14 protein-coding genes are annotated in these 16,193 nt (G+C 63.4%); 9 read left to right on the top strand and 5 right to left on the bottom strand.

Annotated features, from left to right (window positions below; genetic code table 11):
- Window positions 1-3: 3 nt before the first annotated feature.
- Entirely contained in the window at window positions 4-1,419 is a 1,416-nt protein-coding gene (gene glgA / locus SO140_RS04570; protein WP_474798162.1) for a glycogen synthase GlgA, read from the bottom strand.
- Between the two features lie 185 nt (window positions 1,420-1,604).
- Between glgA and SO140_RS04565 the strand changes: the two genes are divergently transcribed.
- The 8 genes from SO140_RS04565 (at window position 1,605) to SO140_RS04530 (ending at window position 10,603) form a co-directional block, all read left to right on the top strand.
- A complete protein-coding gene (locus SO140_RS04565; protein WP_449379518.1) occupies window positions 1,605-2,750 on the top strand; it encodes a CaiB/BaiF CoA transferase family protein in 1,146 nt (381 codons plus the stop codon).
- 169 nt (window positions 2,751-2,919) lie between these two features.
- The gene (locus SO140_RS04560) at window positions 2,920-4,464 is read left to right on the top strand and encodes an ABC transporter substrate-binding protein (RefSeq protein WP_449379517.1); all 1,545 of its coding nucleotides are present in this window, start codon (window positions 2,920-2,922) and stop codon (window positions 4,462-4,464) included.
- A gap of 6 nt (window positions 4,465-4,470) precedes the next feature.
- The gene (locus SO140_RS04555; protein WP_449379516.1) at window positions 4,471-5,421 is read left to right on the top strand and encodes an ABC transporter permease; all 951 of its coding nucleotides are present in this window, start codon (window positions 4,471-4,473) and stop codon (window positions 5,419-5,421) included.
- On the top strand, window positions 5,408-6,280 hold the full coding sequence (locus tag SO140_RS04550) for an ABC transporter permease (RefSeq protein WP_449379515.1): 873 nt from the start codon (window positions 5,408-5,410) through the stop codon (window positions 6,278-6,280). Before SO140_RS04555 ends, SO140_RS04550 begins: the two co-directional genes overlap by 14 nt.
- A complete protein-coding gene (locus SO140_RS04545; RefSeq protein WP_449379514.1) occupies window positions 6,277-7,269 on the top strand; it encodes an ABC transporter ATP-binding protein in 993 nt (330 codons plus the stop codon). Before SO140_RS04550 ends, SO140_RS04545 begins: the two co-directional genes overlap by 4 nt.
- Window positions 7,266-8,246 carry an ABC transporter ATP-binding protein gene (locus SO140_RS04540; RefSeq protein ID WP_449379513.1) on the top strand — a complete coding sequence of 327 codons (981 nt, stop codon included), beginning with the start codon at window positions 7,266-7,268 and terminating at the stop codon, window positions 8,244-8,246. The genes SO140_RS04545 and SO140_RS04540 overlap by 4 nt, the downstream gene beginning before the upstream one ends.
- Window positions 8,247-8,327: 81 nt before the next feature.
- On the top strand, window positions 8,328-9,395 hold the full coding sequence (locus tag SO140_RS04535; RefSeq protein WP_449379512.1) for an alcohol dehydrogenase: 1,068 nt from the start codon (window positions 8,328-8,330) through the stop codon (window positions 9,393-9,395).
- A gap of 128 nt (window positions 9,396-9,523) precedes the next feature.
- Entirely contained in the window at window positions 9,524-10,603 is a 1,080-nt protein-coding gene (locus SO140_RS04530; RefSeq protein WP_449379511.1) for an isocitrate/isopropylmalate dehydrogenase family protein, read from the top strand.
- A 533-nt stretch (window positions 10,604-11,136) separates the two neighbouring features.
- Here SO140_RS04530 and SO140_RS04525 read toward each other — a convergent pair.
- Window positions 11,137-12,330, bottom strand: coding sequence for an aspartate kinase (locus tag SO140_RS04525; RefSeq protein ID WP_449379510.1), 1,194 nt, complete (start codon window positions 12,328-12,330; stop codon window positions 11,137-11,139).
- Window positions 12,331-12,655: 325 nt separating this feature from the next.
- Here SO140_RS04525 and SO140_RS04520 point away from each other — a divergent pair, with 325 nt between their 5' ends.
- Window positions 12,656-12,790, top strand: coding sequence for a hypothetical protein (locus tag SO140_RS04520; RefSeq protein ID WP_449379509.1), 135 nt, complete (start codon window positions 12,656-12,658; stop codon window positions 12,788-12,790).
- 126 nt (window positions 12,791-12,916) lie between these two features.
- Here SO140_RS04520 and SO140_RS04515 read toward each other — a convergent pair whose 3' ends face one another.
- The 3 genes from SO140_RS04515 to SO140_RS04505 form a co-directional block, all read right to left on the bottom strand.
- The gene (locus tag SO140_RS04515) at window positions 12,917-13,192 is read right to left on the bottom strand and encodes a hypothetical protein (RefSeq protein WP_449379508.1); all 276 of its coding nucleotides are present in this window, start codon (window positions 13,190-13,192) and stop codon (window positions 12,917-12,919) included.
- A gap of 454 nt (window positions 13,193-13,646) precedes the next feature.
- On the bottom strand, window positions 13,647-14,465 hold the full coding sequence (locus SO140_RS04510) for an enoyl-CoA hydratase (RefSeq protein WP_449379507.1): 819 nt from the start codon (window positions 14,463-14,465) through the stop codon (window positions 13,647-13,649).
- Window positions 14,466-14,706: 241 nt separating this feature from the next.
- On the bottom strand, window positions 14,707-16,062 hold the full coding sequence (locus tag SO140_RS04505) for a L,D-transpeptidase family protein (protein WP_449379506.1): 1,356 nt from the start codon (window positions 16,060-16,062) through the stop codon (window positions 14,707-14,709).
- Between the last annotated feature and the right edge of the window lie 131 nt (window positions 16,063-16,193).

The following is a 16,193-nucleotide window of genomic DNA, read 5'->3' as shown; positions in this document are numbered from 1 at the left end:
GCCTCAGGCCGACGCGATCTTGCGATACAGCGCGCTGTAACATGCAGCCGAGATGTTCCAGCTAAACGACCGCGACATGGCGGTGCGGCGCATGGAGTCGAGACGCTCCTGGGCCATGAAGGTCGAGAAAGCCCGACGAACGCCGCCGAGGAAGGATTCGTAAGAGGGCTGCGCGAACAGGAAGCCGGTCTCGCCGTCGGTGATGGTTTCGGCAAGCCCTCCGGTCTGATGGCCGATCGGCAGCGAGCCGAAGCGCTGGGCGTACATCTGGCTGAGCCCGCAGGGCTCGAACCGCGATGGCATCAGCGTGAAATCGCTGCCGGCAAAGATGCGCCGCGCCTGCGCGTCGTTGAAGCCGATCGCGACGCCGATCGCATCTGGCCGCCTGCGATGGGCGTTGATCAGGGCTTGCTCGAGCGCCGGCTCGCCGGAACCGGTGACGACGATCTGCCCGCCGGCATCGATGATCTCGTCGGCCGCGGATAGCACGAGATCGATGCCCTTCTGATGGACGAGCCGCGCCACGATGCCGAACATCGGCCCGCGCGACACCGCGAGGCCGAATTGCTTGCGCACATAGTCCGCGTTGGCCCGTTTGCCGGCCCAGTCGCCGGCACCGAATTGCTGGGCGAGCTGCGCGCAGTAACGGGGGTCCCAGCTCTCATCTATTCCGTTCAGGATGCCGGTGAGCTCGGCTGCCTCGGCGCGGATGCGCAACAGGCCTTCCAGGCCACAGCCGAATTCCGACGTGGTGATCTCGCGCGCATAGGTCGCGCTCACGGTCGTCAGGTGCGAGGCGTAGACGAGGCCCGCCTTCAGGAAGGACAATTGATCGTAGAACTCGATGCCGTCAATGTGGAAGGAGCTCTCGGGTGCGCCGATCCGCCGCAGCGCGTCTTTCGGAAAGAGTCCCTGATAAGCGAGATTGTGGATGGTCAGGATCGACGGCAGCTTCGAGCCGCGCCAGGCCAGATAGGCCGGCACGAGCGAAGCCTGCCAGTCATTGGCATGGATCAGGTCTGCTGCCCAATTCTTGTCCAGGTTGCCCGTCGCAAGTTCAGCGGCTGCCGACGCCAAGCGCGCAAAACGGATGTCGTTGTCGGGCCAGTCGCGCCCGGTTTCGTCGCCATAGGGATTGCCGGGACGGTCGTAGAGCTGCGAGCAGAGCAGCACATAGACCGGTAGGCCGTCGCGCGTCGCGGCCCGGCCCAGCGTGCAGGCCGGCATCTCCGCCAACGCCGGACAGCGGCCAACGATCTGAATATGCGTGAGTTGTTCGATGATGTCGCGATAGCCGGGCAGCATGATCCGGATATCGGCGAAGGGGCGCAGCGCTCTCGGGAGTGCAGCAGAAACGGCGCCGAGTCCGCCGACGCGGACAAAATCGTCCATCTCTGTCGTGACGAATAAGACCCTCAAGAACAGCTGCCCTCTTCCGAGCCCGTTTGCTGCTATGCAAGATCGGGTCCAGTTGCCCTCGGAATTCCAAGCCCGCCCCTGGAAGCTGCCGTTCGGGTAAAGACTTTCCTACCGGGCCGCTGCCATCTAGGGTCGGCGCATCAACAGGCAAGAACGCGCGTGGTTCCTAAAGGGGGACTCCGGGGATGCAGCTAGCAGACAAGCATGAGGGGACGACGACAAAGGCCTTTGCCGGCCTGCGGGTGCTGGATTTTTCGACCACCATCGCCGGTCCCCATTGCGCGCGGATGCTCGCCGACATGGGCGCCGAAGTCATCAAGATCGAGCCCGACGGCGGCGAGACGATGCGGACGCGCCCGCCGGTGCGCAACGGCTGTAGCACCGTGTTCGGCCAGCTCAATGTCGGCAAGAAAAGTGTGGTGCTCGACCTGAAGTCGGAGGAGCGGCGCCTCGTCGCCACCGCCGACATCCTGGTCGAGAATTTCCGACCCGGCGTGATGCGCCGCCTGAGGCTCGATTACGATACGCTCCGCCCGTTCAATCCGAGGCTGATCTACTGCTCCATCTCGGGCTACGGGCAGACCGGCCCGTCGGCGGAGTTGCCAGCCTATGCGCCGGTGATCCACGCAGCATCCGGCTACGACATGGCGCATCTCGCCTACCAGCCCGGCCGCAACCGCCCCGATTATTGCGGAATCTATCATGCCGACGTCGTCACCGGAACCTATGGCTTCGGCGCGATTGCGTCGGCGCTATACCAGCGCATCCTCACGGGCGTTGGCCAGCACATCGACGTCTCGATGCTGGAGTCGATGCTGACGCTCACGGTGATAGAGCTGCAGAGCTCGCAATTCGAGGTGAAGCCGCCGCCGCGTCCGATGTTCGGTCCGACCGAGACGGCCGATGGCTACGTCATGATCACCATCGCGAGCGAGAAGACCTTTCAGTCTTTGATGAAGGTGATCGGCCGGCGGGACTGGATTTCCGATTCCCGCTTCTGCACCTATGGCGTGCGGCGCGACAACTGGGCTGACCTGATGGACGGCGTCGAAGCCTGGTCGCGGCAGATCACGACGGAGCAATGTCTCACAGAGCTCGGCGCCGAGGGCGTGCCGGCCTCGGCCTATCGCACCGTCGCCGAGGCGTTGTGCGATCCGCAGCTCATGCATCGCCAGGCGCTGTCGGACGTGGAAGACGAGGGTGGCTCCTTCCAGGTGCTCAATCTGCCGTTCCGGATGTCGGGCGCGGACACGACGCCCGGCAAGCGCATCGCAGCGCTGGGCGAGCACACGGACGCTCTGCTGGAGGCAATCGCTCGCGCGAAGAGTTAATTCCGTCAGGCAAAACGTGAGCGAAGGCCGCGCACTTTCGCATCGTCAAGTGAAGTCTGCGTCGTAGCAGCTTGCACGCGTTCCTCTTGCCGAGGGCAGCGATTCTCGCCAATCTCGCCTGACGTCACGAGCGATCCGAAACATCGGACGAAGATCTCGGGAGGGAACAATGACGTACGCAGTTGCCGCGGCGCGCAGCCTCGCGCCGATTTTCCTTGTCACGGCATTCGCCATTGTTCCGCTGGTGCAGCCCGCGCTCGCGCAAAAATCCGGCGGTAGCATCACGATGGGCCAGGAGCTGGATATTCCAGGCTTCGATCCGCTCAAGGTCGGCGTCTACGACACCTCGACCTTCACCGCAGCGGCGGCGATCTTCGACACGCTGACAACGCTCGACGACAAGGGCGAGGCCGCGCCAAAGCTCGCTGTGTCCTGGACCCATTCCGAAGACTACAAGAGCTGGACCTTCAAGCTGCGCCAGGGCGTGAAGTTCCACGACGGCACGCCGTTCAACGCGCAGGCCTTCAAGGAAAACTTCGACCGGCAGAAGAATCCCGCCAACAAGTGCCGCTGCGCCTTCTACATCACCAACGTCAAGGAGGTGCTGGCGCCTGACGAATACACCATCGTCTATAACCTCACCGATCCTTCCGTGAATCTGCCGGCGGTGATCAGCATCCAGAGTCAGAACAACGTCGTGCATTCGCCGACCGCGTGGAAAACCAAGGGCGACGACTATAACCGCAATCCCGTCGGCACCGGTCCCTACATCCTGAAATCATGGACTGCGGGCGATCGCATGGTGCTGGAGAAGAACCCGGACTACTGGAACAAGGGCCATCCCTATCTCGATCGCATTATCCTGAAGCCGCTGCCGGATGCGCAGTCGCGGTTCGCCTCGCTGCAATCGGGCGAAGCCGACATCATCTGGGACGACGAGTACGACGCCGACAACATCATGAAGGCGCAGAAGGACCCCAAGCTGACCGTGCACACCTACAAGGGGTCGGGCGCGCAGGTCTCCGCCTTCAATACCAAGGCCGCTCCCTTCGACGACGTCCGCGTGCGGCAGGCGCTGGTGATGGCGATCGACCGGCCGAAGATGTCGCAGGCGATCAGCAACGGCCTGAGCCGGCCGGCGAGTAACCCTTACGGCGACGGCTCCTGGGTGAAATGCAAGGATGACGGCGCGCTGCCTTTCGACGTCGAGAAGGCCAAGGCGCTGCTCAAGGACTACGGCAAGCCGGTCGACTTCAAGATGTTGGCCACTGCGACGCCGCGCGGCCGCATGATCGGCCAGGTGCTCCAGCAATTCTGGAAACGGGTCGGCGCCAATATGGAGATCGAACAGGTCGACCAGGCGACCATCCCACCGCGCGCCTTCATGCGTCAATTCCAGTTGACGCCGTGGCGCATCGTCGACCTCGCCGATCCCGATCCGCAGATGTACGCAAACTTCCACAGCGGCAGCCCGCTCGCGCTCGCCAATTTTTCCGATCCGGAGCTGGACCGGCTGCTCGACCATGCGCGCGTCACCGCAGATACCGATAAGCGCATCGAGGACTATTGCGCGATCAGCCGTCTGATCAACAAGGAGGCGATCTGGTTCTGGACCTTCCAGAACACCTATTACGCGCTCTCGAGCGCAAAGCTGAAAGGCTTTCCGAAAATCTATAACGGCGTGATCGACGTTTCGGACACCTGGCTGGACTGAGCGCAAATGCTCGCCTTCGTCATTCGGCGCCTCGTTCATCTCCTGCCGGTCCTGGCTGCCGTCTCGCTGCTCACTTTCCTGATCGCCTCGCTTCTGCCTGGCGATCTCGCTTACGTCATCCTTGGTGACCAGGCGACGCCGGAGAAGGTCGCAGCGCTTCGCCATGACATGGGGCTCGATCAGCCGCTGTGGTGGCGATATCTGAGCTGGCTCGGCCACGTGCTTCAGGGCGATCTTGGCCGCTCCTTCCGCACCGGGCAGACGGTGCTCCAGGCGGTCGCCGAGCGGGTGCCGGTCTCGATCGAGCTGATGCTGCTCGCCGAATTTCTGGGACTGTTGATCGGTGTGCCGCTTGCGATCGTCTGCGCCGCGCGCGCCGGCGGCCCGTTCGACCGCTTCATGACCGGCGGCGCGTTCGCCATGCTGTCGTTGCCGTCGTTCCTGTCGGCGATCCTCCTGATCTACCTGTTCGCGGTGGAGCTGCACTGGCTGCCGGCGACCGGCTACGTGCCGTTCACCGAGGACCCGCTCGCCAATCTGCGTTTCTTCGTTCTGCCGGCGCTGACGCTGGCGCTCGCCGAATGGCCGGGCATCATGCGCGTGCTGCGCTCAGACATGATCGCCACATTGCAGGAGGACTACATCGCGCTCGCCAAGGCCAAAGGCCTGAAGCCGTCGCGTATCCTGTTCGTGCATGCGCTAAAGCCCTCGTCGCTGACGCTGGTGACCGTGACCGGCATCAATATCGGCCGCCTGATCGGCGGCACGCTGATCGTGGAATCGATCTTTGCACTGCCGGGCTTGGGTCGGCTCCTGGTCGGCGCGATCTACACCCGGGACCTCATAATCCTCCAGGGCGTGGTGCTGCTGGTCGCATCCGGCTTCGTCATCGTGAACTTCATCGTCGACATGCTCTACGCCGTCCTCGATCCCAGGATCCGCCATGGCTACGCTTGAGCTCTCGCTCCGGGATGAGGCAGCGTCCGAGCCGGTGCGCCGCAAGCGACGACTCGGCCTGTTGTTCTGGCTGGCGGTCGCCTGGCTTGCCCTGGTCTTTGCGCTCGCGATCCTGGCGCCGCTGTTGCCGCTGCAAAGCCCCGTGGACATGGACATGCTGGAACGCAGAGCCGCGTTCTCGGCCGAGCACTGGCTCGGAACCGACGGCCTCGGCCGCGACGAGCTCGCGCGTCTGGTCTTCGGCGCACGCGTCTCGCTGACGGTCGGGCTGTTTGCGCCGATGATCGGCCTCACCGTCGGCGGCGCGCTCGGCCTGCTCGCCGGTTACTTCCGCGGCCGCTTCGAGACGCTGGTGGTCGGCAGCATGGACGTGCTGCTCGCCTTTCCGCCGCTGGTCTTTGCGCTCGCGGTGACCGCCTATCTCGGCCAGTCGATCCCCAATCTCACCTTCATTCTGGGTGTGCTCGGCATTCCCGCCTTCATGCGGGTGGCGCGTGCCTCCACGCTGACGCTGGCGCGCCGCGAATTCGTGATCGCGGCCGAGGCGCTCGGCGCCACGCATGCGCGCATCCTGCTGCGGGAGCTGTTGCCCAACGTCATCTTGCCACTGCTCGCGTTCTTCCTGCTCGCCGTCGCCGTGACCATCGTGGTCGAGGGCGCGCTGTCGTTCCTGGGATTAGGCGTGCCGCCGCCAATGGCGAGCTGGGGCAGCATGATCGGGGAGGGGCGCGAAAGTCTCGATATCGCGCCGCGGCTCGCCTTCCTGCCGGCAACCGCGCTGTTCCTCACCGTCCTGGCCTTCAACCTGGTCGGCGACACCCTGCGGGCACTCACGGACCCGCGTCAGGGGGCGCTGTGAGCGTGCCGCTATTGTCGATCGAGGACGTTGCGGTCGAGCTGCCGACACCACGCGGCAATCTGCGTGCGGTGGATCATGTCGATCTTGCGCTGGAGGCGGGCCGCACTCTTGGTATTGTCGGCGAGTCCGGCTGCGGCAAGACCATGCTGTCGCGCGCCATCCTCCAGCTCCTGCCGAAGAAGGCGAAGCTCACCGGGCGCGTCATGTTCGACGGCCAGGATCTGGTGCGGCTCGATGCGGAGAGCTTGCGGCGGCTGCGCGGGCGCGATGTCGCGGTCGTGTTCCAGGATCCGATGACCTCGCTCAACCCTGTACTGACCATCGGCACGCAACTGATGGAGACGATCCAGGAGCACCTCGAGTTCGATTCGCCGGCTGCGCGAAAGCGCAGCATCGAGCTGCTCGCGGCCGTCGGCATCCCGGCGCCGGAGCAGCGGCTCGCGCAATATCCGCATCAATGCTCCGGTGGCATGCGCCAGCGCATCGCGATTGCCATCGCGCTGTCCTGCGAGCCAAAACTCCTGATCGCTGACGAGCCGACGACGGCGCTGGACGTGACCATCCAGGCGCAGATCCTCGATCTCCTGGCGCGCGAGCAGCGCCGCCGCCACATGGCGATGATTCTGATCACCCATGATCTCGGTGTCGTCGCAGGCCGTGCCGACGAGGTTGCAGTGATGTATGCGGGCAGGGTTGTCGAGCGCGCGCCGACGCCTGCGCTCTTCAAGCGGATGCACATGCCCTATACCGAGGCGCTGCTGGCCGCGATCCCGAAGCTCGAAACCGCGCCGCATACGCCGCTGCCGGCGATCTCCGGCCGCCCGCCCGATCCGACCCGGCCGTTGCCGGGCTGCTCCTTCGCGCCGCGCTGCCGCTATGCCGCCGGCCGCTGCCACCAGGCGAAGCCGGAACTGACAGGCGCCGAAATGCCTGGACACCTCTACGCCTGCTTCCATCCGATCCAGATGGCCGAAGGTCTTGACGCATGATGCAGGTCGCCAACGACGCGCAGTCCGACGAGCCGCTGCTGAAAGTGGACAATCTGGTCGTCGAATATGGCCTCGGCAACAAGACCGTGCATGCGGTCTCCGGCGTCAGCCTCGAGGTCGCGCGCGGCGAGACGGTGGGGCTGGTCGGCGAATCCGGCTGCGGCAAGTCGACGCTTGGGCGCGCGGTGCTGCAACTGCGCCGCGCAACGTCCGGCCGCGTGCTGTTCGACGGCGAGGACCTGACGGCCATGCAGGGCGAGCCGCTGCGCAAGATGCGGCGTCGCGTCCAGCTCATCTTCCAGGATCCGATCGCCTCGCTCAATCCGCGCCGGCGCATCGGCGACATCGTCGCAGAGCCGCTGATCATAGCCGGCATCAAGGATGCGGAGAAGCGCAGGCAGCTCGTCCACGAGGTCCTGGCCGCGGTCGGCCTCGATCCCGATCTCGTGGTCGGCCGCCTGCCGCATGAATTCTCCGGCGGGCAGTGCCAGCGCATCTCGATTGCGCGGTCGCTGGTGCTCAATCCCGAATTCATCGTTTGCGACGAACCTGTCTCGGCGCTCGACGTCTCGATCCGCGCGCAGATCCTCAATCTGCTGGAGGAGATGAAGGCGCGGTTCGGCCTCACGCTGCTGTTCATCGCGCACGATCTGGCGGTGGTCAAAGCCGTCAGCGACCGGGTCGCCGTGATGTATCTCGGACGCCTCTGCGAGGTCGGACCATCAGAGCAATTGTTCGCAAAGCCCGCGCATCCCTACACAGCACTGCTGCTTGCGGCCATTCCGGTTCCCGATCCCGACATGCGGCCAGCGGAAAGCGTCGCCGCGGGTGAGCCGCCATCGCCGATCGCGCCGCCGTCCGGTTGCCGCTTCCGCACCCGCTGTCCGCGCGCGGATCAGCGATGCGCAGCGGAGATGCCGGAGCTGCGCGAGGTCGCGCCGGGCCAGCTCGCGGCTTGCCATCATCCGTTGACGTAACCTCGCGACGGCGCCGTTTGTTTTGCAACGCCGGACATGGCATGGTGACGCTCGAAACAAGAAGTGGGCGGGAGATACGCCATGAAGAGCTTCAAGGTCGCCGATTTCAAAGCGCCGTTGAAGGAATTCGATGAGCCGACGCCGCAGCCCTCGGGCACGCAGGTGCTGATCAAGGTAAAGGCGGCCGGCGTCTGCCATAGCGACCTGCACATCTGGGAAGGCGGCTATGATCTCGGTCATGGCCGCAAGCCGTTGTCGTTGAAGGACCGCGGCATCGCGCTGCCCTTGACGATGGGCCATGAGACCGTCGGAGAGATCCTGGCCTTTGGTCCCGACGTGAAGCCGTCAGATCAGGGGGACCTGAACAAGGGCGATGTTGGTCTCGTCTATCCCTGGATCGGCTGCGGCAAATGCGCGGCGTGTCTTTCCGGTGACGAGAACATGTGCCTGACGCCGCGCTCGATCGGCGTCTATTGCGACGGCGGCTATGCCGATCACATGCTGGTTCCGCATCCGCGTTACCTTCTCGATCTCAGGGGACTCGATCCAGCGACCACCGCGCCCTACGCCTGCTCGGGCGTTACCACCTACAGCGCGCTGAAGAAGGTCGAGCAGTATTTCGACACGCCGATCGTGATGTTCGGCGCCGGCGGCCTCGGCCTGATGGCGCTGTCGCTGCTCAAGGCGATGGGCGGCAAGGGCGCGATCATGGTCGATATCGATGCGAAGAAGCGCGAGGCGGCCGAGAAGGTCGGCGCGCTCGCCACCGTCGATCCCAAGGCGCCGGACGCGTTGGAGCAGCTCGCCAGGAAGGCTGGCGGCCCGATCCGGGCGGTGATCGATCTCGTCGGCAACGCCGCCACTACGCAGCTCGGCTTCGACTGCCTGACCAAGGGCGGCAAGCTCGTCATCGTCGGCCTGTTCGGCGGCGGCGCCACCTGGGCGCTGCCGCTGATCCCGATCAAGGCGGTGACGATCCAGGGCAGCTATGTCGGCAATTTGCGCGAGACGCAGGAATTGCTCGACCTTGTTCGGTCAAGGAAAGTGCCGCCGATCCCGGTGACGCCATTGCCGCTCGACAAGGCCAACGACGCGCTCGTGCAATTGCAGCAGGGTGCGGTGGTTGGACGCACGGTGCTGACGCCTTGACGCCCGCTGTTTGTTGCTCGTCATGGCCGGGCTTGACCTGGCCATCCACGTCCGGCCAAGGAAACGGCATAGAAACGTGGATGCCCGGGACAAGCCCGGGCATGACGATGAGAGAGTAGGAACGTCCCATGTCCGCAAACAACGCCTTCCACATTGCCGTGCTCGCCGGTGACGGCATCGGTCCCGAAGTCATGGCGCCGGCCCTGGAGGTGCTGCGCAAGGTCGGCGAGAAGGCAGGGCTCGGCTTCCGCTTGACCGAGGCGCCGGCCGGCGCCAACAATTATCTCGCCACCGGCAAGTCGATGCCGGATTCGACGGTCCGGCTGTGCGAGGAGGCGGACGCCATCCTGCTCGGGGCCTGCGGCCTGCCGTCGGTGCGCTATCCCGATAACACCGAGATCATGCCGCAGGTCGAGTTGCGCTTTCACTTCGATCTCTATGCCGGCGTGCGGCCGGCGCGCCTCATCCCGGGCGTGCCGAGCCCGATTGTCGGCGCAGATGCGCGCGGCATCGATCTCGTCGTCATCCGTGAGTCCACCGAGGGTCTGTTTGCGTCGATGGGAAAGGGCATCGTCACGCATGAGGACGCACGCGAGACGCTGGTCATCACGCGCAAGACGTCAGAGCGTCTGTTCGAATTCTCCTTCCGGCTCGCCGAACGACGCAAGGCGCGGGGCAAGCCGGGCGGGCTGACGTGCGTCGACAAGGCGAACGTGTTCAAGGCGTTTGCCTTCTTCCGCGACATGTTCGACGAGGCGGCCAAGCGCCACCCCGCAGTGAAGGCGGACCGCCTCTATGTCGATGCCTGCTCGGCGATGCTGGTGAAGCGACCCTGGGATTTCGACGTCATGGTGATGGAGAACATGTTCGGCGACATCCTCTCCGACCTCACCGCCGGCCTGATCGGCGGCATGGGAATGGCGCCGTCGGCCGACATCGGCGACAAGTATGCCGTATTCCAGCCCTGCCACGGCACAGCGCCGGACATCATGGGGCAGGGCAAGGCCAATCCCACGGGCATGATCCTGTCGGCGGCGATGATGCTCGACTGGCTCGCCGACAAGCACGGTTTGGAAAGCGCCACGGAGGCCGGCGAACAGATCGAGCGCGCGGTCGACAAGGTCTATGCGAGCGGCATCAAGCCGATCGAGTTCGGCGGCAATAACGGTACCGCCGCCATCGCGAAAGCGGTGCTTGCGGCGTTGTGAGTGCTCGGCCTTCATGGTTCGAGACGCCCGCTTTGGCGGGCTCCTCACCATGAGGGTCTAAACTCGCCGCGAAACAAGACCTCATCCTGAGGAGCCCGCGAAGCGGGCGTCTCGAAGGATGGGCCGCAAGTTTCATGTGTCCTAATTGAGCATCAAGTTCTATTGTGTCCATGTCCTAGTTCTCCTCCGAGCGTAACATGGTCGATGAGGCGTACAAAGTAGTCGCGACAGGGACTTGGCTCTATGATGGGGCAGTCCCGCGACGAATAGAAATTGTTGCCAAGCCAGCCCGCTTTGCATCTTCGCGATACGATGAAGACGATCGATTGGACGAGAATGCCCCCATCCCGAAAACTTCGGATGGCTGCGACTATAGTTGCCGACCGGGCGGCGGAGAAGGTCTCACTCTTGACGACGCGAAGGCCTGGGCGGACGCTCAGCCGTGGGGCCCGGTGATGTGGGCACCTTCGTAGGGAAGCCTCCTTCGGCGATGTGCGTAGGGCTGTCTCAGTGGTGGCATCGCGGACGCTTGTTTAGATCAGCGAATGCAAAGCCTTGACTGCGGCCTCCCGGCTCTCCACAGGAACGAACAAATTTACCGAATGGGGGGAAAGAACATACTTGTCGACGATGATTCCGTGCTGTTGCAGAATCTGAATCGCCTTGAATGGCAAAGCTGAAGAAACGGCGCCGAAGCAAGTGAGGCTCACCGAGCTTAAGGTCTCACGATGTTTACGTAATTCGTTGCTCTGCTCGAGCGTGCGCAGCAAAGTGTCGAGCGATTCCGAATCGCTAGACAGCATAATGCGCGTTTTTCCGGCGGCGAAAGCCGAGGCGAGGAGTTGTGGCCAAGACAAGTCGTGTTCTTTGAGATGTTGGGCGAATTTCTCAAAGCCCTGATTGAGATCCATCGAGTCGATCTCTACATGTTCGATGCGTGCCATCGAGTTGACTGCCAGGGCTTTTCCCGTTTCCATTCCGACAACCTCTTTGATCACTTGCGTGCTGTATTCGGCGCCGCCCCATTTTTTCAGACTCAATACCACGTTTTGGCTTTGTGCCAGCTCTACGCTACGAAAATGCAGAACTTTGGCGCCCCAAAAGCACATTTCGGATAGACACCCGAAATCCAGCTGACGCAATGGCGCTGCATTCGGCACGATGCGTGGATCGGCTGAGCAAACTCCATCGACCTCCTTGATAATTTCGCAACACTCGGCCTTTAGCGCCGCGGCCATGGCGACCGCAGTGGTGTCACTGCCGCCGCGACCTAGCGTGGTGATCTCTTTTGTCACCGGATTCACGCCCTGAAAGCCCGCCAGAACCACGATACGTCCGCGACCGAGTTCCTCGAGCACGCGATTGGGCCGCACATCTAAAATGCGCGCGGAGGAATGGGATTCGTCGGTCATCACTCCGGCCTGACTGCCGGTGAAGCTAATGGCCGGCACGCCGAGGTCGGACAGTGCCATGCTCATTAAGGACATGCTGATGCGCTCGCCGGTCGTTAGCAACATATCCAGTTCACGGCGGTTGGGATGCGGGCTTACCTGATAAGCCATCCTGATCAAGTCGTCGGTGGCCTTACCCATCGCTGAAACGATCGCCACGACGCGATAACCACGGCTGCGCAAATCGGCCAAACTACCTGCAACCGCACGGATCTTTGCCGGTGTTTCAAGACAAACGCCGCCGAATTTTTGCACGATGATGGGATTGTTGAGCATGCCGGTTGCACACAATGACGAAGCAGGATGCCGACGGGTCCCCTAGGCCCTCACCGGATCATAGCACATCCCGATTGGCAGGAGAGCACTGCTCCGGGGCGACGTAGTCAAATGCGCGGTTCGGATAGGCCGCTGGACTGCTGCGGGCGCACAGGCGCCGCATCGCCTGCGATTAATTTCAAGAGTTGGATCAAACGCAACCGTCTTCCTGCGTCGGCCCCCGGGGCAACATGGAGAACGTTCATGACGGCGGCATCTGATCCCTCTCGTGCCCAATAGGAACGACTTTCTTCCTGTGCCGTTACGGCGGCGAGGAGGAGTGCCAATGGATGATGACGACAAGAAGCCGCCGAGCGAGCAAGAGAATACAGAGCTCACGGAAGTAGCGCGAAAGATCGTGGAAGAATACGCTGAATCGCAACGTCAGATCGCGGAAAGGCTCCGCAAGAAGATGAACTGATGTGAGCTTTCAGGAGATTGTCGACCTGGCCTCCGTCCAACTCGCTTCGATTAGGCCAGGCTCCGCTCTAATCGTCCTAATCAGGGCGCTTTGACAAGAAAAAGGGGCCATTGGCCCCTTCATCATTCACCAGCGGCGCCAGTGACGGTGACCCCAGCCCCATGGGCGAGGTCCGAAGCGGCGCGGACCATAAAAGCCGTAGGCGTGATAATAGTTCGGGCGCCACCAACAGCGACCCCAGGCGTTACACACCATGCGCACCTGATCGACATTGGCGGCCGGGCCGCTGGCGATACGATCGGCCTGCGGAATGCCGTTTGGCATTGCCGCCAGAGCCTGCCCTGACGCGAGCGCGACACCGCCCATGGCCGCCAGGCCAAGTACAGCAAACCTGAGTTTCATCACAATCTCCCTCGTTGGTGCCGAGAGAACCGTCGTGCCATCAGTTGGTTGCAATATGCGAGCGGGCTCGACAGGAATTTAATCTTCCTGAATATCGGTTCACTCTGATGTGCGAGCGGTTCCAAATTGCGGCTAGACTTAGCCCTACGTCTCATACGCGCGCGGTCATTCCCCGCGAATGCGGGGAATCGAGTATTCCAGAGACGTCGAGAATCATCACACTGCTGCGGCGTACTGGATCGCCCGATCGAGTCGGGCGATGACGCCGTGATTGTGACGCTCACTGGTATCCACGACGTCATTGCTGTTGCGAGCGCAGCGAAGCAATCCAGAATCTTCCCGCGAAATCAGACTGGATGCTTCGCTGTGCTCGCAACGACGGAGGATGTAGAGCGAGCGCGAGTCCAATTCGCCCTGCGCTAGCGGCGGCTCAATCCGATCAAAGAGGCAGTCGTCACCGCCCCCGGAACTGCGGCTTGCGCTTTTCCATGAAGGCCCGGCGGCCCTCGCGAAAATCTTCGCTGTCCATGCAGGCGGTACCGACCTGCTTGATCGCGTCCATGTCGCGCTGACTTTCGTCCTTCAGCACCTCTGCGATAGTGACCTTGGCGGCCTTGATTGCGAGCGGCGCATTCTCGGAAATCGTCTTGGCGATCGCCATGGTCTCGCCCCAGAGCTCATCGTCGGGGATCACGCGCTCCACGAGCCCGATCCGCAGCGCTTCCGCCGCGTCGATCCGCATGCCCGTGTACATCAGCAGTCGCGCCCAGGACGGACCGACCAGCGAGACGAGGTGGCGCAAGCCGTCATAGCCATAGGCGATGCCGAGCCTTGCCGCGGGGATTCCGAACTGGCTGCTTGCCGCGGCGATGCGGATATCGGCGAGCATTGCGACCTGCATGCCGCCGCCGAGGCAGAATCCCTGGATGCAGGCGATCGTCGGCTTGGGGTAGCCGGCGAGCAACGCCCGTTGCGCGGCGCTGCGCTTGGCGTAGTCCTCGGAGGCGGCCGCGTTGTGGCGCTGCTCCTCGAACTGGCTGATATCGGCTCCCGATACGAAAGCCTTGCCGCCGGCGCCGCGCAGGATCACCATGCGCACCGCCTCGTCGTCGCGCAAGCTCGTCAGCGCCTGGCCAAATCCCTCCCACATCTCCAGCGACATCGCATTGCGCTTGTCGGGATTGTTGAAGGTGACCACGCCGACGCCGTCGGCGGACGATTTGAGGATCTTGCCGTCGGCGAAGGAAGTGTCCGTCTGGAAGACGTCTGGCATCGCGCACCTGCTCGCGTTGGGGATGGCAATGTGCGGCAGGCGCTGCGGCGAGGTCAACCGTGGCGCGCCCATTCCTGAGCGGACCACGGTTGTCTTTTTGAGGTTGCGCGATGATCGACTATTACCCCTGATTTGCCCGACGCGTCAAGGGAATTTCGCTAAATCAGTAATCAATCGTCGACCGTCTCGCTACTTTGCATGGGGTTGTTTTGCGGATTTTGGTTGAGCGGCCGTGCGGCGCCTACTGCGCCATATGCGCGGTCAGCGGATGATTGGCGGCATTGCTGAAGAACGCGGTCTCCTCGGCCGTGGCCTCCAGGAGCTGTTCGTCCTGGTTGTAGACGTCGTTGCGGAACTGGATGGTCTGGTCCTTGGTCATCCACGCCGTCAGATAGATCCAGGCCACCGGGACCTTCTTCGCCATGGCGACCTCGAGATGCTGTCCAGTGGCAATTTCCGCGTCGATCGCGGCGCGATTCCACTTCGGCTGGTCCTTCAGCAGCCAGGCCGCGAGATCGCGGACATTGTCGACGCGCGAGCAGCCGTGGGAATCGAAGCGGTAGTCGTCACTGAACAGATTGCGCTGGTTGGTGTCGTGCATGTAGACCGAATAGGAGTTCGGCATGTCGATCTTGACCGCGCCTAGCGCATTGAACGTGCCGTTCTGCTGGCGCACGGTGAAGTTCGGCGTGTGCGTGCCCGACCAGTCGACCGAATGCGGATCGATCGGATTGTCGTGGCCGTCGAGCACTTCCATGTGCATGCGCGACAAATAGGTCGGATCCTTGCGCATATGCGCGGAGATTTCGGTCTTGGCGATCGAGGATGGCACGGTCCAGGTCGGGTTGAGCACGACGCCGGTGATCTCGGCCGTCAGTGTCGGCGACGGCTTCTCTGTCTTTCCGACGATCACGCGATAGCGCCGCACCACGACGTCGTTCTCGACGGCCTCGGCAAAGGCCGCGGGGATGTTGACCACGACGTAGCGTTGCCCGAAGCCGAAGTTGGTGTTCTGGAGCCGCTCCAGCGAGGCCTCGAGCTGCCGGATGCGCTTTTGCACCGGGACGTTCATTGCAGCGATCGTGCGCGGCGTCACCGTTCCAGTCGGGGCGAGACCATGGCGTGCCTGGAAGCGCTTGACGGCTTCGGCCAGCGTCTCGTCGAAGGCGCCGCTTGCCTTGTCGCCGGCGAGATCGCCGGAGGCGATCAGGCGCTTGCGCAGCAACTCGTCATTGGGTCCCTGCGTGCCAGCCGCGAATTTCGCGTCCGCAGGGAGTGTGGGCCAGCCGCCGCGCACGGCGAGGTCGGAGTAGCTCAGTGCGGCGTCCTTGATCCGCTGGGCCGAGCCTTCGTCGAAGGTCGGCTCATGCGACAGCGCAAGCGCGGCGGCCGAGCGTGACTCCGCCGTCGAGGCAGGTGTTGTAGCTGGCTTCGACGCTGCCGTGTGGGCCGGATTGGCCGTCGCGGGCGTCGTGCCGGCCGGCGCTGCGGTGGCAGGCTTGGCGGGGCCGGGCTGGCCGGTGGTTTCGGTTTGCGCAAGGGCCGAGGCGCTCGCGAGCAGGCCAACCGCAACGACGATGGCTTGGCGCTTCAACATGTTTCTGATCTTCCCTTGGAAAAACGAGGCCCGGGCGGGCGCTCGCATGATGGTCTTCTTGCAGCAGTGCCGCGGGCGCGGCTTTCGGCGATTCGCGAGGCGGCGGCAGGCTAGGGCATGGGCCTTGCTGT

The sequence above is a fragment of the Bradyrhizobium sp. UFLA05-108 genome (assembly GCF_059803455.1).
The sequence above is the reverse complement of the archived record's forward strand: the minus strand, read 5'-3'. Positions and strand labels throughout refer to the sequence as shown.